Below are 23,956 nucleotides of genomic sequence, written 5' to 3' on the forward strand. Positions count from 1 at the left end.
GGGGGGGGGGGGGGAGCGGTGTGGCCCGGGGTGCCCCGCCGGTTTTGTGTGTCTGGGGGGAGGCCGGTGGCCCGGACCGGAGCGGGGGCATTGCCCGGGCAGGTACCCGGATACGACGGTGGGCCCGCAGCGCGCGTGCGCTGCGGGCCCTCCGTCCACGCCCGACGGGCGTGTGTATCAGCTCTCGCTGCGACGCAGCTTCGGCTTGAGGTCCTTGAAGCGGCCGAGCAGTCCGTTCACGAACGAGGGCGACTCGTCCGTCGAGAACTCCTTGGCCAGCTGCACGGCCTCGTCGATCGCCACGGCGTCCGGGGTGCCGTCCATCCAGATCAGCTCGTAGGCGCCGAGGCGGACGATGTTCCGGTCCACGACCGGCATGCGGTCGAGGTCCCAGTCCACTGCGTAGGTGGCGATCAGATCGTCGATGCGGTCCACCTTGTCGGCGTACCCCTCGACGAGCTCCATGGTGAACTCGTTCACCGCGGGCTGGCGGTCGGTGTCCGACCGCGAGTGGCGGATCCAGTCCGCGAGGACCTCGCGCACGGACACCCCGCGCTGGTCGGCCTCGAACAGGATCTGGAAAGCGCGCTTGCGCGCGTTGCTCCGGGCAGCCACGGTTAGCTGTTCACCCGGCCGAGGTAGTCGCTGGTGCGGGTGTCGACCTTGACCTTCTCGCCGGTGTTGACGAAGAGCGGGACCTGGATCTCGTGGCCCGTCTCCAGCGTCGCCGGCTTGGTGCCGCCGGTGGAGCGGTCGCCCTGGACGCCCGGGTCGGTGTGCTGGATGACCAGCTCGACGGCGGCCGGGAGCTCGACGTAGAGCACCTCGCCCTCGTGGCGGGCCACGGAGGCGGTCATGCCCTCGATGAGGAAGTTGGCGGCGTCGCCGACGGCCTTCCGGTCGACCATCAGCTGGTCGAAGTCCTCCATGTCCATGAAGACGAAGTACTCGCCGTCCATGTACGAGAACTGCATGTCGCGGCGGTCGATGGTGGCCGTCTCGACCTTGGTGCCGGCGTTGAACGTCTTGTCGACGACCTTGCCGGACATGACGCTCTTCAGCTTGGTGCGCACGAAGGCCGGGCCCTTGCCGGGCTTGACGTGCTGGAACTCGACGACGGACCAGAGCTGGCCCCCGTCGAGCTTCAGCACCATGCCGTTCTTGAGGTCGTTCGTGGAAGCCACGGTTTGGGAATCTCCTGCACTGGAAGACCACGGGTGCGCGCACAGCCCGGCGAACGGGCTAGAGCGCGAGCAGCTCCTTGGTCGTAATGGTGAGTAGCTCGGGACCGCCGTCCGCCTCGGGGCGTACGACGAGCGTGTCATCGATCCGGACGCCGCCCCGGCCCGGGAGGTGAACCCCCGGTTCGACGGTGACCGGCACGCAAGCGTCCAGTTTACCCATGGCCGTAGGTGCAAGCTGCGGGTCCTCGTCGATTTCGAGACCGACGCCGTGTCCGGTCCACGCCGCGAGGGCCTCTCCGTGACCCGCGGAGTCCAGGACGGAGCGTGCGGCGTGATCCACGTCTCGGTACGCGGCCCCGGGCAGCAGGGCCTCGCGGCCCGCCCGCTGGGCGGCGAAGACGAGGTCGTACAGCTCGATCTGCCAGTCCGCCGGAGTCGTGCCGATCACGAAGGTCCGGCCGATCTCGCAACGGTAGCCGCGGTAGTTCGCGCCGAGGCAGACGGAGAGGAAGTCGCCCTCCTCCACCCGGCGGTCGGAGGGCCGGTGCCGGGAGCGGCCGGAGTGCGGACCGGTGCCCACCGAGGTCGGGAAGGCCGGGCCGTCGGCCCCGTGGTCCACGAGCCGGCGTTCCAGCTCCAGGGCGAGGTGCCGCTCGGTGCGGCCCACCAGGATCGATTCCAGCAGCTCTCCGAGGGCCTGGTCGGCGATCTCGGCGGCGATCCGCAGGCAGGCGATCTCCTCCTCGTCCTTGACGAGGCGCTGCTGCTCCACCGCGGTCCCGAGGTCGGCGAGGCGCAGTTTGGGCGCCACGGAGCCCAGGGCCCGGTGCCGGGCCACGGTGAGGTGGTGCTCCTCGACGGCGAGCGAATCGGCCCGTGCGGAGGCGGCCATGTCGGCGGCGGCGACGGCGGGATCGGCTCCGGGGCCCGCGAGCACGGAGAGCCGCAGGTTCTCGTCGAGCCTTCCCTCGTCGGCCTCCCCCGTGGGCTGTCCGGCGCAGAACATCATGTCCTCGCCGCCCGGTCCGACCAGCAGGACGGCGCCCAGCGGCGACGCCCCGGACAGGTAGCGGACGTTCGCCGGACGCGTGATGAGTGCGGCGGCGTTTCCGGCGGCCGCACAGCGGTCGCGAAGCCGGCCCCGGCGGGCCGCGTACACGTCTGACATGTTTCCGAGCCTACGAGCGGCGCGTGCATCCGGCCTGGTGAGCGCGGCCGTACGGGGACGCGGCCGGGCTCGGCGGGCGGGGCCCGGCGGTCGGGGCCCGCGCGGGCCGGGCGGGCGGGCGGGGCGGGCTCAGTAGGCGGGCGCCGAGATGGCGCGGGCCAGGGTCTCGTCCAGGGCCCGGGCGGTGCCCTCGATGTCCAGGTGGGAGTTGTCGATGATCGGCAGCCCCGATCCGTACCAGCCCGCCATGCGGCCGTGGATGCGCGCGACCTCCTCGTCGGAGAGCCGCCGGTTGCCGGAGCGGGCCGCGTTGCGCTCCAGGACTATCTCCAGGCCGGGCAGCAGGACGACGGGCAGCAGCGCGGGCCCCACGTGGCGCTTCCAGCCGCCGAGGCCCACGACCGGCCGGTCGGGGAACACGGCGTCGTCGAGGATGCAGGAGATCCCGTTGGCCAGGAAGTTGCGGGCGGCGAAGCCGCAGGTGCGGCGGGCGAGGCGGTACTGGGCCTCGGAATGGTCGTTCCAGCCGGCCTGCGGGTCCGCGAACCCCGAGCACACCCATTCCCGTACGTCGTCCAGGCTGATGTGTGCGGTGGGGACGGGCCGGGTGCCCGCCCAGTGGCGGGCCACGGTGGTCTTCCCGGCGCCCGCGGGACCGATGAGCAGCACCGCGAGGGTGGCGCCGCCGGTGCCCGCGACGGCGGGCGGCAGCGGAATGTGCCCGGTGGACCCGTCCGGCACCCCGGCTACGGGCAGGTGCGCGGGCGGTACGGGCGCGTGGGGCAGCGGCGCCGGAGGCACGGGCCAGCCCCGCGCCGGGGGCGCCGGCGGCTGCGGGGGCGCCGCCGGGTGCCGATTCCCCGAAGGCTCCCAGCCCCCGCCCGCCATTCCATGCTGCATCCGCCGCACCTCCCCGGTCATATGGCCCTCGTTCTCTCACGACTGATGCGAGAACGTTATATGACCCTGGAGGCTGGTCGGGCCACTCGTGCATGCGGTTGCCCGGCCGGAACCTCCCCGGCCGGGCTCGGCCTCGCCCGACGGATCAGGCCGTGACCTCGCCGAAGGCCGCCACGAGGACGGCCGGGTCCGGGCCCTCCAGGACGGTCGGCTTGGCCAGGCCGTCCAGGACGATGAAGCGCAGCAGGTCGCCCCGGGACTTCTTGTCGAGCTTCATGGTCTCCAGCAGCTTGGGCCACTGGTCGCCGCGGTAGGTCAGCGGCAGCCCCACCGAGGCGAGGACCGCCTTGTGCCGGTCGGCCGTCGCGTCGTCCAGGCGGCCCGCCAGCCGGCCGAGCTCGGCCGCGAAGACCATGCCGACCGAAACGGCCGCACCGTGCCGCCACTTGTAGCGCTCGTTCTTCTCGATGGCGTGCGCGAGGGTGTGGCCGTAGTTGAGGATCTCCCGCAGCCCCGACTCCTTGAGGTCGCTGGAGACCACGTCCGCCTTGACCTGGATCGAGCGGCAGATCAGCTCGGCCGTGTGCGGGCCGGCGGGGGTGCGCGCCGCCTCCGGGTCCTCCTCGATCAGGTCGAGGATCACCGGGTCGGAGATGAAGCCGGCCTTGATGATCTCGGCGAGGCCGCTCACGTAGTCGTGGACGGGCAGGGACTCCAGCGCCGCCAGGTCGCAGAGCACGCCGGCCGGCGGGTGGAAGGCGCCGACGAGGTTCTTGCCCTCGGCGGTGTTGATGCCGGTCTTGCCGCCGACGGCCGCGTCCACCATCGCCAGGATGGTGGTCGGTACGGCGATCCAGCGCACGCCGCGCAGCCAGGAGGCCGCGACGAAGCCCGCGAGGTCGGTGGTGGCTCCGCCGCCGACGCCGACGATGGCGTCGGTGCGGGTGAAGCCGGACTGCCCGAGAGCCTTCCAGCAGTACGCCGCCACCTCGGCCGTCTTGGCCTCCTCGGCGTTCGGCACCTGGATGGCGACGGCCTCGTAGCCCTGCGCGGCGAGGTCGTCGCGCAGCGCCTCACCGGTCGAGGCGAGGGCCTCGGGGTGGATGACGGCGACCCGCTGGGCCTTCGTACCGATCAGGGAGCCGAGCTCGCCGAGCAGCTGCCGGCCGACCAGCACCTCGTACGCGTCGTGCCCGGCGCTCGCGCCGACCTGGATCCGCGTCACCTGGTCTGTCATGCGTTCTTCAACTCCAGAGCGTCGAGGACCGCCTGCGCGACCTCTTCGGGGGTGCGGTCGTCGGTGGCCACCACGACGCGCGCGACTTCGGTGTACAGGGGGCGCCTGGCCTCCATCAGCTCGCGCCACTGGCGGCGCGGGTTGACGGCGAGCAGCGGGCGCGCGGCGCCGAGGCCCACGCGCTTGACGGCTTCCTCGACGTCCATCGACAGGTAGGCGACGGGCAGCCCGGTCAGCAGCGCGCGCGTCTTCTCGTCCAGGACGGCGCCGCCGCCGAGGGCGAGGACCCCGTCGTGTCCGGCGACGGCGGCGGCGACCGCCTCCCGCTCCAGCTCACGGAAGTACGGTTCGCCCTCGTCGATGAAGATGTCGGAGATCTCGCGGCCCTGGGCCGCGACGATGTCGGCGTCGGTGTCCCGGTAGGAGACGCCGAGCCGGCGCGCGATCAGCTCGCCCACGGTGGACTTGCCGGACCCCATGGGGCCGACGAGGACCACCAGGGGGCCGGTTGCGGGGGTGGCCGTCACCGGATCTGCAGGTTGTCGAGGTACGACTGGACGTTGCGGCGGGTCTCGGGGACCGAGTCGCCGCCGAACTTCTCGACCACGGCGTCGGCCAGCACCAGGGCCACCATGGCCTCGGCGACGATGCCCGCGGCGGGCACGGCGCAGACGTCGGAGCGCTGGTGGTGGGCCACCGTCGCCTCACCGGTCGACACGTCCACGGTGGCCAGGGCCTTCGGCACGGTCGCGATCGGCTTCATCGCGGCGCGTACGCGCAGCAGCTCGCCGGTGCTCAGACCGCCCTCGGTGCCGCCGGCGCGGCCGGAGGTGCGCTTGAGGCCCTCGGGGGTGGAGACGATCTCGTCGTGGGCCTTGGAGCCGGGCACGCGGGCCAGGTCGAAGCCGTCGCCGACCTCGACGCCCTTGATGGCCTGGATGCCCATGAGCGCGGCCGCGAGGCGCGCGTCGAGGCGGCGGTCCCAGTGGACGTGCGAGCCGAGGCCGACGGGCACCCCGTAGGCGAGGACCTCGACGACGCCGCCGAGGGTGTCGCCGTCCTTGTGGGCCTGGTCGATCTCCGCGACCATCTGCTTCGACGCGTCGGCGTCGAGGCAGCGCACCGGGTCGGCGTCGAGCTTGTCGACGTCGGCCGGGGTCGGGTAGACGCCGTACGGGGCCTTGGCGGCGGCCAGCTCGACCACGTGCGAGACGATCTCGATGCCGGCCACCTCCTTGATGAAGGAGCGGGCGACGGCGCCGAGGGCGACGCGGGCGGCGGTCTCCCGGGCGCTGGCGCGCTCCAGGATCGGCCGGGCCTCGGTGAAGCCGTACTTCTGCATGCCCGCGAGGTCGGCGTGGCCGGGGCGGGGGCGGGTGAGCGCGGCGTTGCGGCCGGTCTCCTTCAGGAGCGAGGGGTCGACCGGGTCGGCCGACATCACCGTCTCCCACTTGGGCCACTCGCTGTTGCCGATCATGACGGCGACCGGGCCGCCCTGGGACAGGCCGTGGCGGACGCCGCCGAGGATGGTGACCTCGTCCTGCTCGAACTTCATCCGGGCACCGCGGCCGTAGCCGAGCCGGCGGCGGGCCAGGTGTTCGGCCACCAGCTCCGTGGTGACCGGGACGCCGGCGGGAAGACCCTCCAGCGTCGCTACCAGAGCCGGGCCGTGCGATTCCCCGGCGGTCAGCCAACGCAACCTGCTCAACGATGCTCCTCATGCTCGCGCCTGATTCAGCGACGGCGCGATCGGGTGCGCGGCCCGGACCCGCCTTCACCCCGATCCTCCCATGTCCGGGCCGGTGCACCGCCCTCCGGTCCAGCTATCGGACGGCGGAGCGGCGCCGGGACCACCACCGGAAGCCCTCCCAGAGGAGCGCGGCGGCCACGAGCCCGCCGATGGTCGTCTTCGCCCAGTCGGGCAGCGAGCTGAACAGGGCGCGGAAGAAGAGACCGACCGCGTACGCGCCGTCCCACTTCGACGCCAGCACCTCGTCCGTGCCGATCCCGTCCACGTATCCCCCTCAACCCCGTCGTCGCAGGTGAGGAGCCTAATTCATGACTGGCGAGCGGCGAGCGCCCGCTCCCCGGCGGCCCGCATGGCCGCGAGCGGGCCCGGGGTCCGGCCGGTCATCTGCTCGACCTGGAGCACGGCCTGGTGCACGAGCAGGTCGAGGCCGCCCACCAGCGGGCCGCCGCGGCCGGACCAGGCCGCCGCGAGGGCGGTGGGCCAGGGGTCGTACAGCACGTCGAAGAGGGTGCCGGGGGCCTCGGGCACGGAGCCGGCCAGTTCGTCCGTGGCACCGGCCGGGGTGGTCGCGATGACCAGCGGCGCGGTCAGCGCCTCGGCCGCCCGCGACCAGTCGGCCGTACGGACGTCCACGCCGAGCCGCTCGCCCCACTCACGCATCTCGGCGGCACGGGCCTCCGAGCGCACGTACGCGGTCACCTCGCCGGAGCAGATCCGGGCGAGCGCGGCGAGCGCCGAGGAGGCGGTGGCTCCGGCGCCGAGGATCGCGGCGGCCGGGACCTTCTCGACCCCGCGCTCGTGCAGGGCGGCGACGATCCCCGGGATGTCGGTGTTGTCGCCGACCCGGCGGCCGTCCTCCGTGAAGACGACCGTGTTGACCGCCTCCACCGAGGCGGCGGTGTCACTGATCCCGTCCAGCAGCGGCATGATCGCCCGCTTGAGCGGCATCGTCAGCGAGAGCCCGGCCCATTCGGGGCCGAGTCCGTCCACGAACCCGGGAAGCGCGGCCTCGTCGATCTCGAACCGGTCGTAGGACCAGTCGTCGAGGCCGAGCTCCCGGTAGGCGGCGCGGTGCAGCACCGGCGAGAGGGAGTGCTCGATGGGCGAACCCAGCACCGCGGCCCGTATCCGTGACATGTCCTGCTACCCGCCGTTCTTCTGCTTCTGCCGTTCCTGGAACTCCGCGACGAGCTTGAGGTGCTCGTCGTAGGTCTTGGTGAAGGTCGTCTTGTTGCCGTCGACCGACACGAAGAACATCCAACCGCCGTGGTCCGGGTTGAGGGTAGCGGTCAGCGCGTCCAGGCCGGGGTTCCCGATCGGGCCGGGCGGCAGTCCCGTGACGTTGTGCGTGTTGTACGGGTGGACGAACGCCTTGGCTTCCTTCAGGTTGAAGTTGATCTCGTTCTGGCCCCTGGCGTAGTTGGTCGTCGAGTCGAACTCGATCTTCCGGTTGGTGACGTCGTTGGTCTTCTTGAGGCGGTTGTAGACCACCTCCGACATCTTCCGGAAGTCGTCGTGGTTCTTGCCCTCGGCGTTGACGAGGCTGGCGACCGTGATGACCTGGAGCGGGTTCTCCAGGCCCAGCTCCTTGGCCTTGCCCTCGACTCCGAGCTCCGTGTACTTGTCCGTGGCGTTCTTGACCATCTGCTTGAGCAGGGACTCCGGCGTGCTGTCCTTGCTCAGGTCGTAGCGCATCGGGTACAGGAAGCCCTCGAGCGGGTCCATGATCTTCGGGTCGTTGTTCGCCCACGCCGGCAGGCCGAGGCTCTTGGCCTGCTTGAAGGCGATGTCCTTGGTGGTGCCCGCGGGCTTCTCGAGCTTCTTGTCGATCGCGTCGTAGACCACGCTGTTGCGCATGCCCTCGGTCACGGTGAGCACGTGGAGCTTGGAGGGGTCGACCATGATCGCGACCGCCGAGGCCGCCGACATCTTCTTCTTGAGCGGATAGACGCCGGGCTGGATCGATTTGCCCTTGGGGTCGGCGTTCGCGGCGTCCACGAAGGCCTGGGCGCTCGCGACCACGCCGGCGTCCTTGAGGATGCGGCCCATCTGGCCCAGGCCCGCGCCCTTGGGGATCTCCACGTCGACCGTTTCGTCGATGCCGGAGCCCGCGAAGTCCTCGGCCGCGCCGAACTTGGACTTCACGTAGGTGTAGCCGTAGTAGCCGCCACCGCCGACCACACCGATGATCACCACGGCCGCGATGAGACAGGCCATGCCGCTGCGCTTCTTCGGCTTGCCGCCGGAACGGCCCGAGCGGCGGCCGCCGGGCTCGTCGTCGTCACCGTCGTCGTCGCGGCCGCCGGAGCCCAGGAAGGAGTCCTCGGCCTCTTCGACCGGGGCCTCCTCCTGCCACTGCTCCTCGGTCTCCAGGCGCCGCCGGCCCGGGGGGCGCGGCGGCGGGAAGGCCTCGGAGGTGGCGTAGAGGTCGGGGGTCTCGCCGGGGTAGCCGCCCGCGTGCTGCTGGGCGTACGGGTCCGCACCCGCGTACGGATCCGCGGACTGCGCGGCGTGCACGTACGCGGGGTCGTATCCGGCGTTCTGGTCGAAACCGCGGTTCTGGTCCAGGCCGACCGGGACCTGGCCGGTGTCCCAGACCTGGCCGCCGTACGTCTCCTGGTGCTGCTGCTGGTACTGCTGCTGGTGCGGCTGCTGATACTGCGGCTGGTGCTGCTGCTGGTACTGGACCTGCTGCTGGTACTGCTGCTGCTCGTGCTGAGGCTGCTGCTGGTACTGGGGCTGCTGCTGGTACTGAGGCTCCTGCTGGTACTGCTGCGGGCCGTCGACGTAAGGCATCCGACCCTGCTGGGCCTCGTGCCCGGTCCACCCCTGGTCCCCGTACTGGGGATCCTCGGGGTGCCACGGTTCGGAGCCAGGGCCCCGGCCATACTCAGTCATCGATCCCCTAGCGCGCCGCAGGGCGTCGGCCGCGACTCCGTCCGCCGCGACACCCGGTTCCGCCTCTTTTGCTGGGCGACGGCTGTTCGAATGCCGCCACTTCGCGCGGAACGTTACCGTATCGCGATCAGACAACCACTTCGACGCACTCACCGGGCGGATTACCTGATACCCGTTCGGTCTCCAGCGCGTTCTGGAGGATCACCACGGCGGCCGCCTGGTCGATGACCGACCGGCCCTTCTTCGCGTTCCGGCCCGAGGCCCGCAGACCCTGGGCCGCGGTGACGGTCGTCATCCGCTCGTCCACCAGACGGACCGTCACGGGCTTGATGCCCTTGGCCAGTTCCATGGCGAAGGCGCGGCACTTGGCCGCGGCCGGCCCCTCCCGCCCGCTGAGCGAGCGGGGCAGACCGACCACCACCTCGATGGGCTCGTACTCCTCGACGAGCTGCCGCAGCCGCCGGTGGGCGAAGGGAATGTCCCGTCCCGGAACGGTTTCCACCGGTGTGGCGAGCACCCCGTCGGGGTCGCACGAGGCGACCCCGATCCTGGCGTCCCCCACGTCGATGGCGAGCCGGCGGCCGCGGCGCAGTGTCATCTTCAGACCGTCTCTACGACGAGGCGCTCGACGGCGCTGATGGCCTCCGGGATGGCGCCCGGGTTCTGGCCGCCGCCCTGGGCGACGTCCGGCTTGCCGCCACCGCCGCCGCCGAGGGTCTTGGCGGCCGTACGGACCAGGTCGCCGGCCTTGAGACCGCGCTCGCGGGCGGCCTCGTTGGTGGCGATGACGGTCAGCGGGCGGTCGTTCGCCGTGGTGAAGAGCGCGACCACAGCCGGGCGGTCGCCGGGGATGCGGCCGCGGACGTCCAGGACCAGCTTGCGCAGGTCGTCGGCGCCGGTGCCGTCCGGCACGGTGCCCACGACGAGGGCGACGCCGTGGATGTCCTGGGCGTTCTGGGCGAGACCGGCGGCGGCCTGGAGGACCTTCTCCGCGCGGAACTTCTCGATCTCCTTCTCGGCGTCCTTCAGCTTGCCGAGCATGGAGGCGATCTTCTCCGGCAGCTCCTCCGGTCGACCCTTGACCAGCTCCTGGAGCTGGGCGACGACCGTGTGCTCCTTGGCGAGGAAGTTGTAGGCGTCCACGCCGACGAGGGCCTCGACACGGCGCACGCCGGAGCCGATGGAGGACTCGCCGAGCAGCTTCACCAGGCCCAGCTGGGCGGTGTTGCCGACGTGCGTGCCGCCGCACAGCTCCTTGGAGAAGTCGCCGATCGTCACGACGCGCACGCGCTCGCCGTACTTCTCGCCGAACTCGGCGATGGCGCCCTGCTTCTTCGCCTCGTCGATGCTCATGATCTCGGCGGTGACGTCGAGCTCGCGGGAGAGCACGTCGTTGATCTTCTGCTCGACGTCGGTGAGGACCGAGCCGGGGACGGCGTTCGGCGAGCCGAAGTCGAAGCGGAAGCGGCCGGGCGAGTTCTCGGAACCGGCCTGGGCGGCCGTCGGGCCGAGCGCGTCGCGCAGCGCCTGGTGCGTCAGGTGCGTGGCCGAGTGGGCGCGGGCGATGGCCCGGCGGCGGTTGACGTCGATGGCGGCGTACGCGGAGGCGCCCACCGTCACCTCGCCGACCTGGACGGATCCCTTGTGCACGGAGACGCCGGGAACCGGCTGCTGCACGTCGCGGACGACGATGACGGCGCCCGAGTCGAGCTTGATGCGGCCCTGGTCGGCGAGCTGGCCGCCGCCCTCGGCGTAGAAGGGGGTGCGGTCCAGGACGACCTCGACCTCGTCGCCCTCGGAGGCGGCCGGCGAGGAGACGCCGTTGACCAGGAGGCCGACGATGGTGGACTCGCCCTGGGTGGTGGCGTAGCCGGTGAACTCGGTGGCGCCGGAGCCGTCGGCGATCTCCCGGTAGGCGGACATGTCCGCGTGGCCGGTCTTCTTGGCCTTGGCGTCGGCCTTGGCCTTGTCGCGCTGCTCCTGCATCAGGCGGCGGAAGCCGTCCTGGTCCACGGAGAGGCCCTGTTCGGCGGCCATCTCCAGGGTCAGGTCGATCGGGAAGCCCCAGGTGTCGTGGAGCAGGAACGCCTTGTCGCCGGCCAGGACCGTGCCACCGGTGGCCTTGGTCTCGGTGATGGCGGTGTCGAGGATGTTCGTGCCGCCGCGCAGGGCCTTCACGAAGGCGGCCTCTTCGGCGAGCGCGACGGTCTCGATGCGCTTGCGGTCGGTCACCAGCTCCGGGTACTGCTGCCCCATGGTCTCGACGACCACGTCGACGAGCTCCTGGATGACCGGACCGGTGGCGCCCATGAGGCGCATGTTGCGGATGGCGCGGCGCATGATGCGGCGCAGCACGTAGCCGCGGCCCTCGTTGCCGGGGGTCACGCCGTCGCCGATGAGCATGACGGAGGTGCGGATGTGGTCGGCGACCACGCGCAGCGAGACGTCCGTGCCCTGGGCGGCGCCGTACTGCACGCCGGTCAGCTCGGTGGCCTTGTCCATGACCACGCGCAGGGTGTCGGTCTCGTACATGTTCTGCACGCCCTGCAGGATCATGGCGAGACGCTCGAGGCCGAGACCCGTGTCGATGTTCTTCGACGGCAGGTCGCCGAGGATCGGGAAGTCTTCCTTCCCGTCGCCGGCGCCGCGCTCGTACTGCATGAAGACCAGGTTCCAGATCTCCACGTAGCGCTCGTCGTTGACGGCCGGGCCGCCCTCGACGCCGAACTCGGGACCGCGGTCGTAGTTGATCTCCGAGCAGGGGCCGCAGGGACCCGGGACGCCCATGGACCAGAAGTTGTCCTTCTTGCCCAGGCGCTGGATGCGCTCCTGCGGGACGCCGATCTTGTCGCGCCAGATGGCCTCGGCCTCGTCGTCGTCGAGGTAGACCGTGATCCAGAGCTTCTCGGGCTCCAGGCCGTAGCCACCGTCCGCCACGGAGCTGGTGAGCAGCTCCCAGGCGTACTTGATGGCGCCTTCCTTGAAGTAGTCGCCGAAGGAGAAGTTGCCGCACATCTGGAAGAACGTGCCGTGGCGGGTGGTCTTGCCGACCTCTTCGATGTCCGGCGTACGGACGCACTTCTGCACGCTGGTGAGCGTGGGCGCGGGCGGCTTGACCTCGCCGAGGAAGTACGGCTTGAACGGCACCATGCCCGCGGGCACCAGCAGCAGAGTCGGGTCGTCCGCGATGAGCGACGCCGAAGGGACAACGGTGTGACCGCGCTCCTCGAAGAAGCTCAGCCAGCGGCGGCGGATTTCAGCCGACTCCATCAGTGGTCCTCATTCCGGTTGTGCGTGACGCCCGAGCGCTTCGGGCGGTACGTAGTGGTCTGGTCGTGCTTTTCGTGCCCGATGGCCCGCAGCCGCCGCGGCCCGGGAAGGGCGGTGACGTTGCCGGGCAGGTCGGGATCCTGGTGCAGGCCCAGGGCGTCGTTCAGCTCGTCCTCGCGCTGCGACATTCCGGCCTTCACGTCGAGCGCGAAGTCCTTGAGGCGGTGGCCCGCCTCGAGCGCCTTGTCGGCTGCCTGGGCGGCGAGGCTCTCCGGGGTCAGCTTCTTGAGCTGCCGGTTGACCTTGGTGGTGGCCCACACGCCGGCGGCTGCGCCTGCGGTGAACCAGAAGGCTCGGCGGAACATCGGCGATCTCAGCCCTTCTGCTTCCGGCGCCGGGCCGCCGGCACCGTACGGCCAACGATCACGGTACGTCGGGTGGTCCTGCGCGGCACGTCCTCCGGGGCGGCGCCCTTGCCCAGCGCCTTGCGGACGCCGTAGCCGAAGGCCGCGACCTTGACGAGCGGGCCGCCGAAGGTGGAGGCCACGGTGGAGGACAGTGCGGAGGCGTTGGAGGTGACCTCCTGGACGTCGCTCGCGATGGCGTCGACCCGGTCCAGCTGGGTGCGCGCGGAGCGGACGGTCGTGGAGGCGTCCGCGAGCAGCGGGACGGCCTGGTCGGTCACGTCGGCCACCAGCTTGGTGGTCGCCTTGAGCACCTGGGCCAGCCTCACCAGCACCACGGCGAGGAAGGAGACCAGGATGGCCCAGAAGACGGCCACGAGGATCCCGGCCACCTCTCCACCGGACACGTCACACCGCTCTCTACACATTGATCACTAAGCGAAAAAGTCGTCCTCCGACCCTATCGCGCCGGAGATCCGCCGCAGTACCGGAATTCGGGGGCCGCACCCCCCGCGGGGGGACCGGACCCGGTCCGCCTTGTACGCAGAGCATCCGGACCAGTACCCTCCGTGTCCCATGCGACAGAGACCCATGCCCCGAAGGACGCCGGGCAATCTTCCCTCGGACCTGAGCGGCTTCGTCGGGCGGGGTGTCGAACTCACCGAGCTGGCGCGACTGCTGGAGTCCTCGCGGCTGGTGACGGTGACCGGTGCGGGCGGGGTGGGGAAGTCCCGGCTGGTCCTGGCGGCGGCCCGGGCCGCGGCCGAAGCGGCGGCGGGCGGCGCGGACCCTGCGGGCCCGGCGTGTCCCGCCGAATCCGGGGGTTCGGAGCAGGAACTCTACTGCGACGGCGTGTGGCTGGCCGAGCTGGCCTCCGTACGTGATCCGGCGCTGCTGGAGCTGACCGTCGCGGAGGCGCTCGGGCTGACCGACCACACCACCCGGCCGCCCCGGACGGTGCTCGCCGAGCATCTGGCCGAACGGCGGCTGCTGCTCGTCCTGGACGGTTTCGAGCAGCTCGTCGACGAGACCGCCTCCCTGGTACGGGACCTCCTGCGCGGCTCCCCCGGCCTGCGGGTGCTCGCCGCCGGCCGGCGCCCACTGACCCTGGACGGCGAGCTGTCCTGGCCGCTGGCCCCGCTGGATCCCGAGGAGGCCCTGACCCTGCTGATCGACCGGGCCTCGGCGGCCGATCCGGCCTTCACCCCGACGGAGGCCAACCGGGCGGTGCTGGCCGAGCTGTGCGCCCGGCTCGACGGCCTGCCCCTGGCGCTGGAGCTGGCGGCGGGCCGGCTGCGCACGCTCTCGCCGGAGCAGGTGCTGTCCCGGCTGGAGGACCGCTTCGCCCTGCTGACGGGCGGTTCGCGCGGGGCGCTCCCCCGCCACCGGGCCCTGCGCACGGCGATCGGCTGGAGCCACGAGCTGTGCACCGCCGGGGAGCGGCTGCTGTGGGCCCGGCTCTCGGTGTTCGCCGGGCAGTTCGACCTGGACGCCGCCGAGTACGTGTGCGCGGGCCCGGACCTGCCGGTGGAGTCGGTGCTGGACCTGGTCGGGGAGCTGCTGGGGCAGTCCCTGCTGGTCCGGGAGGAGACCGCCGCCGGGGTGCGCTACCGGATGCTGGAGACCGTACGGATCTACGGGGCGGGCTGGCTGGAGTCGCTGGGCGACGCCGGGCGGCTGCGGCGCAGGCACCGGGACTGGTACATGGGCCTGGCGACCTGGTGCGAACTGGACTGGTTCAGCCCGCGCCAGCAGGAGGTGGCCGCGCTGGTGGAGGCGGAGCTGCCGAACCTGCGGCTCGCCCTGGAGTGCTGCCTCGACGAGCCGGACGAGATCCACCTGGGCCAGTACCTGGCGGGCACCCTCTGGTTCTACTGGGCGGGCTGCGGCCGGCTCACCGAGGGCAGGCACTGGCTGGACCGCACCCTGGAGGGCGGCCACGGACCCGGCGAGCCGTCGGAGTACGAGAGCTCGCGGCTGAAGGCGCTGTGGGTGCTCGGCTACGTCGCCGCGCTGCAGGGCGACTCGGTGGCGTCGATGAGCGCGCTGTACGAGTGCCGGGACGGGGCCGCGCTGAGCGGGAACCCGGTGGCCGGCGCGTACGCGGTGCACCGGATGGGCTGCCTGGCGCTGATCTCGGACGACATGGCGCGGGCCCGGGAGCTGCTGGGCTCCGCGCTGGAGCGCTACCGGGACGCCGGGGAGCTGAACAGCAACGTGCTGATGTGCCAGGTGGAGCTGGCGATGGCACTGGCCTTCCAGGGGGAGCAGGCCGGCGCGCTGTCGCTGTGCGAGGAGGTCCGGGACATCTGCGAGGAGCGCGGCGAGCGCTGGACGAAGGCGTACGCCCTGTACGTCCTGGCCTACGCGGCCCTGGACTCGGGCGCCACGGCCGAGGCACGGCGGCTGCTCTCGGAGTGCGTGGCGGTCAACCACGTCTTCCGCGACCTGGTCGGACTGGTGCTGGCGGTGGAGCTGCTGGCCCTGGTGACGGTCGCCGAGGGCCACCCGGCGGAGGCCGCGGTGCTCCAGGGGGCGGCGGAGCCGATGTGGGACGGAGTGGGGATGCGGCTGTTCGGCTCGGGGTACTTCAACGCCCCGCGGCTGATGTGCCAGGAGCGGGCGGGCGAGCTGCTGGGCGCCGAGCGGTACGCGTCCTGCGCCCGGCACGGGCGGACGCTGGGCGTGGACGCGCTGGTGGAGCGGGCCCTGCGGGGACCGGAGCCGGCACCCGCCCCGACGGGTCCGCTGCCCAGGCCCCGCGCGGCTGCCGGCGGCCGGCCGATGGGCCACCCGGGGGCGAAAAGCAGGAAACCCGCCGGCTCCCCCAAGGGGGAACCGGCGGGCTGACCAGCCTGTGAGGGCTACGTCCGCTGGTACTGGATCAGCGGGCGTAGTACTCGACGACGAGCTGCTCGTCGCAGATGACCGGGATTTCCTTGCGGTTCGGGTCGCGGTCCAGGCGGAAGGCCAGGGCCTTCAGGTTGACCTGCAGGTAACGGGGGGTCTCGCCCTCGCCTGCGTAGCCACCCTCACGGGCAACCTGGAACGGAACCTTCTCGCGGCTGCGCTCGCGCACCGTGATGACGTCGTCCGGGCGGACGCGGAACGACGGCTTGTCGACCTTGTCGCCGTTGACCTCGATGTGGCCGTGAACGACCATCTGGCGGGCCTGGTAGATGGTGCGGGCGATGCCCGAACGCAGAACCAGGGCGTCGAGGCGACGCTCGAGCTCGACGACCAGCGCCTCGCCCGTCTTGCCTTCGGCCTTCTTGGCGCGGTCGTACGCGCGGGCCATCTGACGCTCAGAGATGTCGTACTGAGCGCGCAGACGCTGCTTCTCCAGCAGACGAACCTTGTAGTCCGAGTTCTGCTTGCGGCCACGGCCGTGCTCGCCCGGCGGGTAGGGGCGGGCCTCGAAGTACTTGACGGCCTTCGGGGTCAGCGCAATGCCGAGGGCACGCGACTTCTTGACCTTGGGTCGCTTCTGGTTCACGTGGAACCTACCTCCATGTAAGTTAGGTGAGGCTTACCTTAGCGAGGAGGACGTAATGTCTCGACCACATGGGATCCCCCTGCCCAGTGCGCACCGAAGTTCAGATCCAAACGAAACAGGATCTGCTTTCGGCGACGATAAGCAAGGTCAGCCGCGTCCCAGGGAAGGCGTTCGGCAGCTCACCGGAGCCGAACGCGTACGAACCCTCGTAGAGTCCAACGCCTCAGTATCCCTCACGCTCCCCGGTGCTTTTGACCAGGCAGAGCTCGGGACAGGGGCGCCGGCCGCAAGGACCGTCACCCCGGACGGGGACGTGATTCTCCTGGTATCAGGGGAATCCGCGGCTGCCAGGGCAGCCGCTCACGCCCAGGACGACGACCTCACCGCCGTGATCGAGATCACGGATGTGGCGCCGGTGTCCGTGCCCCATCGTATCCGAGGCCGCGCGTGGCTCGCCGGGTGGCTCACGCCGGTGCGCGGGGACGCCGACCGGGCGGCCTGCGCGGCGCTGCTGGCGGAGCGGCACCCGGTGGGCGAGCTCCTCGGGATGTCGGAATCGCTCGAGTTCCCCCACACCGGCCGGCCGGCGTGGATGCTGCTGCGCCTGGAGGTCGGGGAGATCTCCGTCGACGACCTGTGGGGCGCCGAGCACGTGGACCCCGAGCTGCTGGCCGCGGCCGAGCCCGACCCGATGGTGGCCCACGAGACCGAGATCCTCCAGCACCTGGCGGCGGCGCACGCAGACCGGATGGCCGACCTGCGCGCGCTGCTCGGCACCCGGGAGACGGCGGACCTGAAGGCGGTCCCCCTCGCGCTGGACCGTCTGGGGCTGCGGGTGCGCTTCACGCGCGGCGGCGCGGGCGCGGGGCCCGGCTCCGCGTTCGACGCCCGCTTCGACTTCCCGCGGCCGGTCCGCGACGTCTGTGAGCTGCGCGGGGCGATGCGCACCCTGTTCGCGTAGGGGCGGGGTCAGCGGCAGGTGCCGAGCATCTCCTGCAGCGCCTGCTTCTCGGGCGGGGTCACCGAGAGCCCGTACTTGGCCTTGATGCCGGTGTAGCGCCGCGCGTACTCGCACCAGAAGTCCTTCCGCGGCGGCTTCCACTTGTCGGCGGTCTTGCTGCTCTTGTCGTAGTTGGTCTGCTTGTCCACCGCGAGCAGCACGTCGAGGTCGTTGGCGTACTCCAGCCGGCGCTGCGGAGTCCAGGCGTACGCGCCCCCGCGCCAGGCGGCGCCGAGGGCGACGACGTGGTCGGTCTGGATCTGCGAGGCGCGCCGGTAGTAATAGGGGAGCTCCTTCCCCGTGTACGGATCGTGCAGCACCCCGGAGAGCACGACGCAAGGGTTGCGATCGCCCTCGCGCAGCTCCCGCAGGTCCCTCCTCAGCACGTCGTCCCGGGTGTCGCACCCGTTGCGCCCGCCGACGGCGTCGGTCTCGTCGGACCAGTACCTGCCGAAGTTCTCGCGCTTGTACGTCTCCCAGTTCTTGCCCCACTCGACCGTGAGCCCGGCCAGCTCGGTCCTGGCGGTGGCGGCGGCGGGCGGGAACCCCGCGCTGGAGAGCGGCACCTCGGCGACGAGCGCGGCGGCGCTGGCGTGAGCGGTCTCGGCGTCACCGTGATGGCATCCGCCGAGCAGCAGCACGGCCGCCAGGGCGATCAGCGGAGCAGGACGTCCCATGCCCCGGAGCCTAGGCCCCGCCTCCGCGCCCCGCCCGTCCGACACGATGCCCCTACACGGCGCTCCGCGCCCGCGGGTCCGGGGGCCGGCCCCCGGGAACGGCGCCGCAGGTCAGGACCCGGCGCCGCGCAGCCGCTCGCGGACCTTCTCCACCACGTCCGCGTACCGCGCCTCCGCCCCGTACCGGGTCGGTTCGTAGTACCGCTTCCCGTGCACCGCATCCGGCGCGTACTGCTGCGCGGCAATCGCACCGGGCACGTCGTGCGGGTACACGTACCCCACCGCGTGACCCAGCTTCGCCGCCCCCTTGTAGTGCCCGTCACGCAAGTGCGCCGGCACGGACCCCGCCAGCCCCGCCCGGACATCCGCCAGCGCCGCACCGATCGCGGTCGTCGCGGTGTTCGACTTCGGGGCCAGCGCCAGCGCGATCGTGGCGTGCGAGAGCGTCAGCGCGGCCTCCGGGAAGCCGATCATCGCCACCGCCTGCGCCGCCGCCACCGCGAGCGGCAGTGCCGTGGGGTCGGCCAGCCCGATGTCCTCGCTCGCGGAGATCATCAGCCGCCGGGCGATGAACCGCGGGTCCTCCCCCGCCTCGATCATCCGCGCGAGGTAGTGCAGCGCCGCGTCCACGTCCGAGCCGCGGATCGACTTGATGAGCGCGCTGGCGACGTCGTAGTGCTGGTCGCCGTCCCGGTCGTACTTGACCGCCGCCCGGTCGACGGCCTCCTCCACCGTCTGCAGGCTGATCTCCGCCTCGCCCTTGGCGATCGCGGAGCCGGCCCCCGCCTCCAGCGCCGTCAGCGCCCGCCGCGCGTCGCCGCCGGCGATCCGCAGCAGGTGCGCCTCGGCGTCCGCCGGCAGCGTCACCGCCCCGCCCAGCCCGCGCTCCTCCGTCAGCGCACGCCGCATCAGCGCGCTCAGGTCCTCGTCCGTCAGCGGTTCCAGCGTCAGCAGCAGGGACCGCGACAGCAGCGGGGAGATGATCGAGAAGTACGGGTTCTCCGTGGTCGCGGCGATCAGCGTGACCCAGCGGTTCTCCACGGCCGGCAGCAGCGAGTCCTGCTGCGCCTTGCTGAAGCGGTGGATCTCGTCGAGGAAGAGGACGGTGTCCTTGCCGTAGCCGCCGGCCGCGCGCTTGGCGCCCTCGATGACGGCCCGTACCTCTTTCACACCCGCCGTGATCGCGGACAGCTCCACGAACCGCTTCTTGGTCGCCTGGCTCACCACGTACGCGAGGGTGGTCTTCCCGATCCCCGGCGGACCCCACAGGATCACCGAGGAGGCTCCCGCCGGACCGCCCGCCCCGTCACCGACCAGCCGCCTCAGCGGCGAGCCGGGCTTCAGCAGGTGCTGCTGGCCGACGACCTCGTCCAGGGTGCGCGGGCGCATCCGGACGGCGAGCGGAGAACTGGAGGGGTCCTTCTGCTGGCGGTCTTCGGCTGCGGCGGTGAACAGGTCTGGTTCCACACCGGAAGCCTATGCGAGCACACCGACACTCCCGTCCGGACGGACCGGCGGATCAGGAGGTCCAGAACTCCCACCAGCGGGTCAGGATCAGCATCCCGATGATCCCGATGTGCAGGACGGGCAGCACCCAGGTGAACTCGTCGAAGAAGCCGCGCAGCCAGCCGGGGGCCCCGAGCAGGCGGCTGCGGACGTTGTGCGAGGTCACGTACCAGAACATGACGATGGTGGCGACCCAGGCGAGGCAGCACCACAGGCACAGCGAGTTGATGTTGTACAGCGACTGGTACATCAGCCAGGTGCAGAAGCCGACGCCGAAGAGCATCCCGGCGTTCAGGGTCAGCCAGTACCAGCGCGGGAAGCGGGCCCGGGCGAGCAGGCTCATGCCGACGCAGACGACGATGCCGTAGGTGACGAGCCCCAGCATCGGGTTCGGGAAGCCGAAGACGGCCGCCTGGTCGCTCTTCATGATGTTGCCGCAGGAGACGATCGGGTTGAGGCTGCAGCCCGGCGTGAAGTTCGGGTCCTCGAGCAGCTTGAACTTGTCGATCGTGATGACCCAGGCCGCGAGCAGCCCCAGGGCCCCCGTGATCACCAGCAGCAGGGCCAGCGCACGGCTGCCGCCGACCGCCGTCCGCGTCGTGGCGGTGTCCGTGTCAGTCGCTCGTGTCGTCATCCCGCCCGCTCCACATCTGCAAGGTCATCAAGCACCGGCCATTGTGCCGTACGCGGGTCGGCTGTCCACCGTTCGATGGACACGAGGAGGTACGCACGGGGGGACCGGTGGACGCGCTTCCGGCACACCATGTGAGGCATGACACGAAACGCGGTGGAAGTGCGGGGGCTTCGCAAGCAGTACGGCGATGTCACCGCGGTGGACGGACTGGACCTGACGATCCGGCAGGGCGAGGTCTTCGGCCTCCTCGGGCCCAACGGCGCCGGCAAGAGCACCACGGTGGAGATCCTCCAGGGGCACCGGGAGCGGGACGGCGGCGAGGTGCTCGTCCTCGGCGCGGACCCCGCCACGGGCGGCCGGGCCTGGCGCTCGCGCGTCGGCATCGTCTGGCAGGACGAGTCGGCGCCCGCCGAACTGACGGTACGGGAGACGGTCGAGCACTTCGCCCGCTACTACCCGGCCCCGCGCGACCCGGCGGAGGTCATCGCCCTCGTCGGCCTGGAGCAGAAGCGCGACCAGCGGGTGAAGGGGCTCTCCGGCGGCCAGCGGCGCCGCCTCGACGTGGCGCTCGGGGTCATCGGCGACCCCGAACTGCTGCTCCTGGACGAGCCCACGACCGGCTTCGACCCGGCGGCCCGGCGGCAGTTCTGGGACCTGATCCGGCTGCTGTCCGACGCGGGCACCACCATCGTGCTCACCACCCACTACCTGGAGGAGGCCGAGGCCCTCGCCGACCGGCTCGCGGTCGTCGCCCGCGGCAAGGTCGTCGCCGAGGGCGAACCGGCCGAGCTGCGCGCCCGCCTGGGCACCGGCGCCACCGTCGAGTGGACCGACCGCGACGGCGGCACGCGCAGCACCGAGACGCAGACGCCCACCCGGACCGTCGCGGAGCTGATGGCCCGCTTCGACGGCGAGATCCCGGACCTGAGGATCACCCGCCCCACCCTGGAGGACGTGTACCTGCGCCTCACGGGCCAGCTCGACCGGAACACGAACCCGCAGGAGGAGTCCCGATGAGCACCGTGACCGCCGCGAGCGCGAGCGCGAGCACCGCCGCCAGGGCGCTGCCCGGCGCCTGGACCCTGGGCCTGAGGCGGGGCGCGCTGGAGATCAAGCAGTTCACGCGCCAGCGCGACGCGATGATCTTCACCTTCGCCTTCCCCATCGTCTTCCTCGCGCTCTTCGCCTCGATCTTCAGCGAGGGCATGGAGGGCACCGGGGTCACCGCCTCCCAGATGTACGCGGCCGGCATGGTCGCGGCCGGCATCATGTCCACCAGCTTCCAGTCCCTCGGCATCTCCATCGCCGTCGAACGCGACGAGAAGGTGCTGCGCCGGCTGCGCGGGACGCCGATGCCCCCGGCCGCGTACTTCCTCGGCAAGGTCTGGCTGGTGCTGGCCACCGGCCTCGCCGAGACCGCGATCCTGCTGCTGGTCGGCTCCACCCTGTTCGACCTCGACCTGCCGACGTCCGCCGTCAAGTGGCTGACCTTCAGCTGGATCTTCACCCTCGGCCTGGCCGGCTGCGCCCTGCTCGGCATCGCCATCAGCAGCCTGCCCAAGTCCGGCAAGAGCGCCAGCTCGGTCGTGGTCCTGCCGTTCCTGATCCTGCAGTTCGTCTCCGGAGTCTTCATCCCGGTCCACCAGATCCCGGACTGGCTGCTGAACATCGGCGCGCTGTTCCCGCTCAAGTGGATGTGCCAGGGACTGCGCGGGGTGTTCCTGCCGGAGTCGGCGGCCGTTCTCGAACAGGCGGGCGGCTGGGAGTATGGGAAGGTCGCCCTGGTCCTGGGCGCCTGGGTCGTGGGGGGTCTGGTCCTGTGTCTGCTGACCTTCAAGTGGAAGAACCGTCGCGACGGCTGAACGGCCCCGGTCGGTTCCCCGGAGCGCGCGAGTCCCACGTCTGGGACCGCGCCTTCGGGCCGTGGGACTTCTACTTCGGGCTGGTGTGGGCCGCGACCGCGGCCTTCGTCCTGGGCGCCGACTTCCCGCCGCTCGCCCACCGGCTGACCGCCGTGGCCCTGCTCGCGCTGCTCGTCCCCTGGTACGCGTGGGCCGGGCGCCCGCTGCTCCTGCTGGAACCCGGCGCCCGGCCGGGGCCCTCGCTGCGCTACCTGGCGGGGAACCTGCTGCTGTTCCTGCCGGCCGCCACCCTGGCCGGAGAGACCCGTCTGATCACCTTCGCCCTGGCCCCGCCCTGCTTCATGCTGCTGCCGCTGCGCCGGGCGGTGGCCACGGCGGCCCTGGTGTCCCTGCTGCCCGTGGCCGGCTGGGCCCTGCTGTGGCGGCCGCCCGCGCACGACGTGTTCCTGAGCTCCATCGGCGCCGTCGTCACCTTCGTCTTCACCGCGTTCTTCGGCGCCTGGATCATCCGCATCATCGAGCAGAGCCAGAACCGGGCCTCCCTGATCGCCGAACTCGACGCCAGCCGGGAGGAGGTGGCCAGGCTCTCCGCCGAACGCGGCGCCCACACCGAGAGGGAACGCATGTCCCGGGAGATCCACGACACCCTCGCGCAGGGCTTCACCAGTCTCCTGATGCTGGTCCAGGCCGTGCAGTCGGAGCTGGACACCGATCCTGCGCAGGCCCGCCGCCACCTGGAGCTGATGGCCGACACCGCCCGGCAGAACCTGGCGGAGGCCCGCGCCCTGGTCACCGGCGGCGCACCCGCCGACCTCGACGGCGGCTCGCTCCCGGACGCGGTACGCCGCCTCGCCGCCCGGCACGACCCGCCGGCCGCCGTCTCGGTGACGGGGGACGTCCGGCCGCTGGCGGCCGTGCTGGAGGTGGTGGCCCTGCGGTCCTGCCAGGAGTCCCTGTCGAACGCGGCCAAGCACGCGGGCCCGGGGGCCGATTGCGCGGTGTCGCTGGCCTACGGCGGCTCCGAGCTGACCGTCACGGTCCGCGACACCGGCCGGGGCTTCGACCCGGCAGCCCCCGCACCCGGTTATGGGCTACCGGGGCTGCGCGCCCGCGCGGCGGAGGTCGGCGGCACGGCGGCGATCGACAGCGCGGTCCCGGGCGGCACCACCGTCACCGTCACCCTGCCGATCCGCTGAGGAGCGTACGAGAATGATCCGCATCCTGCTGGCCGACGACCATCCGGTGGTACGGGAGGGCCTGCGCGGCATGCTCAGCGCGGAGCCGGACCTGGAAGTGATCGCGGAAGCCTCGAACGGACCGCAGGCGGAGGCGCTGGCGGCGCGGTTGGTCCCCGGCCTGGACCTGATCCTGATGGACCTGCGGATGCCGGGCGGCGACGGCGTCGAATCGATCGCCCGCATCACGGCGGCCCGGCTGCCGGTACGGGTCGTGGTGCTGACCACGTACGAGGAGGACCGGGACATCCTGCGTGCGGTGGAGGCCGGGGCCGCGGGCTACCTGCTGAAGGACATGGCGCGAGCGGAGCTGGCGGCCGCGATACGGGCCGCCGTGCGCGGCGAGACGGTCCTGGCCCCGACGGTGGCGGGCCGCCTGGTCGACAGCCTGCGCACCCGCCCGGAGCGGCCGCGCCTCTCGGAGCGCGAGGTCTCGGTCCTGCGGCTGGTCGCGGAGGGCGCGACGAACGCGGAGATCGGCAGCCGGCTGTTCGTCGCCGAGTCCACGGTGAAGACCCACCTCCTGCGGATCTTCGGCAAGCTGGAGGTCACCGACCGCACGGCGGCCGTGACGACGGCCATGCGGCACGGCTTGCTCTGACCACGTCCGCCGCGCGGAGCCTTCCCCCACCCCGCCCCTTCCCGAAACCGGGGCCAGCCCCGGACCCCGTACGTGCGCTCCGCGCCCGTGCCCTCGAACGCCGGGCGGGCTGGATCTGTCCAGCCCCGCCGGCG

General features: G+C 71.8%; 24 protein-coding genes. 6 read left to right on the forward strand and 18 right to left on the reverse strand.

The features are described 5' to 3' along the window. Positions 1-177: 177 nt before the first annotated feature. From nusB to ACWGDE_RS16545, 14 genes are all read right to left on the reverse strand, one after another. Positions 178-615 (reverse strand): transcription antitermination factor NusB, encoded by a 438-nt coding sequence (nusB, locus tag ACWGDE_RS16480; protein WP_453389684.1) that lies wholly within the window; start codon positions 613-615, stop codon positions 178-180. Positions 616-617: 2 nt separating this feature from the next. Continuing rightward, on the reverse strand, positions 618-1,184 hold the full coding sequence (gene efp, locus ACWGDE_RS16485; RefSeq protein WP_453389685.1) for an elongation factor P: 567 nt from the start codon (positions 1,182-1,184) through the stop codon (positions 618-620). Positions 1,185-1,242: 58 nt separating this feature from the next. Then, complete coding sequence (locus tag ACWGDE_RS16490; RefSeq protein ID WP_453389686.1) at positions 1,243-2,352, reverse strand: aminopeptidase P family protein; 1,110 nt, start codon at positions 2,350-2,352, stop codon at positions 1,243-1,245. 129 nt (positions 2,353-2,481) lie between these two features. Then, positions 2,482-3,273, reverse strand: coding sequence for an AAA family ATPase (locus ACWGDE_RS16495; RefSeq protein WP_453389687.1), 792 nt, complete (start codon positions 3,271-3,273; stop codon positions 2,482-2,484). Between the two features lie 124 nt (positions 3,274-3,397). Further along, positions 3,398-4,489: a 3-dehydroquinate synthase gene (aroB, locus tag ACWGDE_RS16500; protein WP_453389688.1), complete on the reverse strand. Its 1,092-nt coding sequence runs from the start codon at positions 4,487-4,489 to the stop codon at positions 3,398-3,400. Further along, positions 4,486-4,968 carry a shikimate kinase gene (locus tag ACWGDE_RS16505; protein WP_453389705.1) on the reverse strand — a complete coding sequence of 161 codons (483 nt, stop codon included), beginning with the start codon at positions 4,966-4,968 and terminating at the stop codon, positions 4,486-4,488. Before ACWGDE_RS16505 ends, aroB begins: the two co-directional genes overlap by 4 nt. A 44-nt stretch (positions 4,969-5,012) precedes the next feature. Beyond that, positions 5,013-6,197 (reverse strand): chorismate synthase, encoded by a 1,185-nt coding sequence (gene aroC / locus ACWGDE_RS16510; RefSeq protein ID WP_453389689.1) that lies wholly within the window; start codon positions 6,195-6,197, stop codon positions 5,013-5,015. Between the two features lie 115 nt (positions 6,198-6,312). Then, positions 6,313-6,504: a hypothetical protein gene (locus tag ACWGDE_RS16515; RefSeq protein WP_453389690.1), complete on the reverse strand. Its 192-nt coding sequence runs from the start codon at positions 6,502-6,504 to the stop codon at positions 6,313-6,315. Positions 6,505-6,545: 41 nt separating this feature from the next. Continuing rightward, positions 6,546-7,376, reverse strand: coding sequence for a shikimate dehydrogenase (locus ACWGDE_RS16520; RefSeq protein ID WP_453389691.1), 831 nt, complete (start codon positions 7,374-7,376; stop codon positions 6,546-6,548). 6 nt (positions 7,377-7,382) lie between these two features. Further along, complete coding sequence (mltG, locus tag ACWGDE_RS16525) at positions 7,383-9,137, reverse strand: endolytic transglycosylase MltG (RefSeq protein ID WP_453389692.1); 1,755 nt, start codon at positions 9,135-9,137, stop codon at positions 7,383-7,385. Between the two features lie 127 nt (positions 9,138-9,264). Further along, the gene (gene ruvX, locus ACWGDE_RS16530; protein WP_384849319.1) at positions 9,265-9,735 is read right to left on the reverse strand and encodes a Holliday junction resolvase RuvX; all 471 of its coding nucleotides are present in this window, start codon (positions 9,733-9,735) and stop codon (positions 9,265-9,267) included. A gap of 2 nt (positions 9,736-9,737) precedes the next feature. Next, the gene (gene alaS, locus ACWGDE_RS16535) at positions 9,738-12,407 is read right to left on the reverse strand and encodes an alanine--tRNA ligase (protein WP_453389693.1); all 2,670 of its coding nucleotides are present in this window, start codon (positions 12,405-12,407) and stop codon (positions 9,738-9,740) included. Then, positions 12,407-12,772 (reverse strand): DUF6167 family protein, encoded by a 366-nt coding sequence (locus tag ACWGDE_RS16540; protein WP_453389694.1) that lies wholly within the window; start codon positions 12,770-12,772, stop codon positions 12,407-12,409. Before ACWGDE_RS16540 ends, alaS begins: the two co-directional genes overlap by 1 nt. Before the next feature lie 8 nt (positions 12,773-12,780). Next, a complete protein-coding gene (locus ACWGDE_RS16545) occupies positions 12,781-13,218 on the reverse strand; it encodes a DUF948 domain-containing protein (RefSeq protein WP_453389695.1) in 438 nt (145 codons plus the stop codon). A gap of 169 nt (positions 13,219-13,387) precedes the next feature. On the opposite strand from ACWGDE_RS16545, the gene ACWGDE_RS16550 reads away from it, so the two are divergent. Then, positions 13,388-15,661 (forward strand): ATP-binding protein, encoded by a 2,274-nt coding sequence (locus tag ACWGDE_RS16550; protein ID WP_453389696.1) that lies wholly within the window; start codon positions 13,388-13,390, stop codon positions 15,659-15,661. A gap of 34 nt (positions 15,662-15,695) precedes the next feature. Here ACWGDE_RS16550 and rpsD read toward each other — a convergent pair whose 3' ends face one another. After that, positions 15,696-16,307: a 30S ribosomal protein S4 gene (gene rpsD / locus ACWGDE_RS16555; RefSeq protein WP_008740451.1), complete on the reverse strand. Its 612-nt coding sequence runs from the start codon at positions 16,305-16,307 to the stop codon at positions 15,696-15,698. A gap of 55 nt (positions 16,308-16,362) precedes the next feature. Between rpsD and ACWGDE_RS16560 the strand changes: the two genes are divergently transcribed. Next, positions 16,363-17,268 carry a DUF2470 domain-containing protein gene (locus tag ACWGDE_RS16560; protein WP_453389697.1) on the forward strand — a complete coding sequence of 302 codons (906 nt, stop codon included), beginning with the start codon at positions 16,363-16,365 and terminating at the stop codon, positions 17,266-17,268. 8 nt (positions 17,269-17,276) lie between these two features. Here ACWGDE_RS16560 and ACWGDE_RS16565 read toward each other — a convergent pair whose 3' ends face one another. The 3 genes from ACWGDE_RS16565 to ACWGDE_RS16575 form a co-directional block, all read right to left on the reverse strand. Continuing rightward, positions 17,277-17,984 (reverse strand): HNH endonuclease family protein, encoded by a 708-nt coding sequence (locus ACWGDE_RS16565; protein WP_453389698.1) that lies wholly within the window; start codon positions 17,982-17,984, stop codon positions 17,277-17,279. Positions 17,985-18,095: 111 nt separating this feature from the next. Continuing rightward, positions 18,096-19,451 carry a replication-associated recombination protein A gene (locus tag ACWGDE_RS16570; protein WP_453389699.1) on the reverse strand — a complete coding sequence of 452 codons (1,356 nt, stop codon included), beginning with the start codon at positions 19,449-19,451 and terminating at the stop codon, positions 18,096-18,098. A 52-nt stretch (positions 19,452-19,503) separates the two neighbouring features. Then, positions 19,504-20,124 (reverse strand): vitamin K epoxide reductase family protein, encoded by a 621-nt coding sequence (locus ACWGDE_RS16575; RefSeq protein WP_453389700.1) that lies wholly within the window; start codon positions 20,122-20,124, stop codon positions 19,504-19,506. 138 nt (positions 20,125-20,262) lie between these two features. Here ACWGDE_RS16575 and ACWGDE_RS16580 point away from each other — a divergent pair, with 138 nt between their 5' ends. Genes ACWGDE_RS16580 through ACWGDE_RS16595 form a run of 4 tightly spaced genes read left to right on the forward strand, consistent with a single transcriptional unit; the run spans position 20,263 to position 23,822 of the window. Beyond that, entirely contained in the window at positions 20,263-21,141 is an 879-nt protein-coding gene (locus tag ACWGDE_RS16580; protein WP_453389701.1) for an ABC transporter ATP-binding protein, read from the forward strand. Further along, positions 21,138-21,986, forward strand: a complete 849-nt coding sequence (locus tag ACWGDE_RS16585) for an ABC transporter permease (RefSeq protein WP_453389702.1) — start codon at positions 21,138-21,140, stop codon at positions 21,984-21,986. The genes ACWGDE_RS16580 and ACWGDE_RS16585 overlap by 4 nt, the downstream gene beginning before the upstream one ends. Further along, the gene (locus ACWGDE_RS16590; protein ID WP_453389703.1) at positions 21,962-23,182 is read left to right on the forward strand and encodes a sensor histidine kinase; all 1,221 of its coding nucleotides are present in this window, start codon (positions 21,962-21,964) and stop codon (positions 23,180-23,182) included. The genes ACWGDE_RS16585 and ACWGDE_RS16590 overlap by 25 nt, the downstream gene beginning before the upstream one ends. A gap of 13 nt (positions 23,183-23,195) precedes the next feature. Beyond that, positions 23,196-23,822: a response regulator gene (locus ACWGDE_RS16595; RefSeq protein ID WP_453389704.1), complete on the forward strand. Its 627-nt coding sequence runs from the start codon at positions 23,196-23,198 to the stop codon at positions 23,820-23,822. Positions 23,823-23,956: the final 134 nt, after the last annotated feature.

It is taken from the genome of Streptomyces sp. NPDC054956, from assembly GCF_053609185.1.

Coding starts and splice junctions, on each gene's coding strand:
- ACWGDE_RS16560 (WP_453389697.1), top strand. CDS start 16,363: ATGTCTCGACCACATGGGATCCCCCTGCCCAGTGCGCACCGAAGTTCA.
- ACWGDE_RS16490 (WP_453389686.1), bottom strand. CDS start 2,352: ATGTCAGACGTGTACGCGGCCCGCCGGGGCCGGCTTCGCGACCGCTGT.
- ACWGDE_RS16505 (WP_453389705.1), bottom strand. CDS start 4,968: ATGGGGTCCGGCAAGTCCACCGTGGGCGAGCTGATCGCGCGCCGGCTC.
- mltG (WP_453389692.1), bottom strand. CDS start 9,137: ATGACTGAGTATGGCCGGGGCCCTGGCTCCGAACCGTGGCACCCCGAG.
- ACWGDE_RS16495 (WP_453389687.1), bottom strand. CDS start 3,273: ATGACCGGGGAGGTGCGGCGGATGCAGCATGGAATGGCGGGCGGGGGC.
- ACWGDE_RS16520 (WP_453389691.1), bottom strand. CDS start 7,376: ATGTCACGGATACGGGCCGCGGTGCTGGGTTCGCCCATCGAGCACTCC.
- ACWGDE_RS16585 (WP_453389702.1), top strand. CDS start 21,138: ATGAGCACCGTGACCGCCGCGAGCGCGAGCGCGAGCACCGCCGCCAGG.
- alaS (WP_453389693.1), bottom strand. CDS start 12,407: ATGGAGTCGGCTGAAATCCGCCGCCGCTGGCTGAGCTTCTTCGAGGAG.
- ruvX (WP_384849319.1), bottom strand. CDS start 9,735: ATGACACTGCGCCGCGGCCGCCGGCTCGCCATCGACGTGGGGGACGCC.
- ACWGDE_RS16580 (WP_453389701.1), top strand. CDS start 20,263: ATGACACGAAACGCGGTGGAAGTGCGGGGGCTTCGCAAGCAGTACGGC.
- ACWGDE_RS16540 (WP_453389694.1), bottom strand. CDS start 12,772: ATGTTCCGCCGAGCCTTCTGGTTCACCGCAGGCGCAGCCGCCGGCGTG.
- ACWGDE_RS16595 (WP_453389704.1), top strand. CDS start 23,196: ATGATCCGCATCCTGCTGGCCGACGACCATCCGGTGGTACGGGAGGGC.
- ACWGDE_RS16565 (WP_453389698.1), bottom strand. CDS start 17,984: ATGGGACGTCCTGCTCCGCTGATCGCCCTGGCGGCCGTGCTGCTGCTC.
- ACWGDE_RS16575 (WP_453389700.1), bottom strand. CDS start 20,124: ATGACGACACGAGCGACTGACACGGACACCGCCACGACGCGGACGGCG.
- ACWGDE_RS16550 (WP_453389696.1), top strand. CDS start 13,388: ATGCGACAGAGACCCATGCCCCGAAGGACGCCGGGCAATCTTCCCTCG.
- aroB (WP_453389688.1), bottom strand. CDS start 4,489: ATGACAGACCAGGTGACGCGGATCCAGGTCGGCGCGAGCGCCGGGCAC.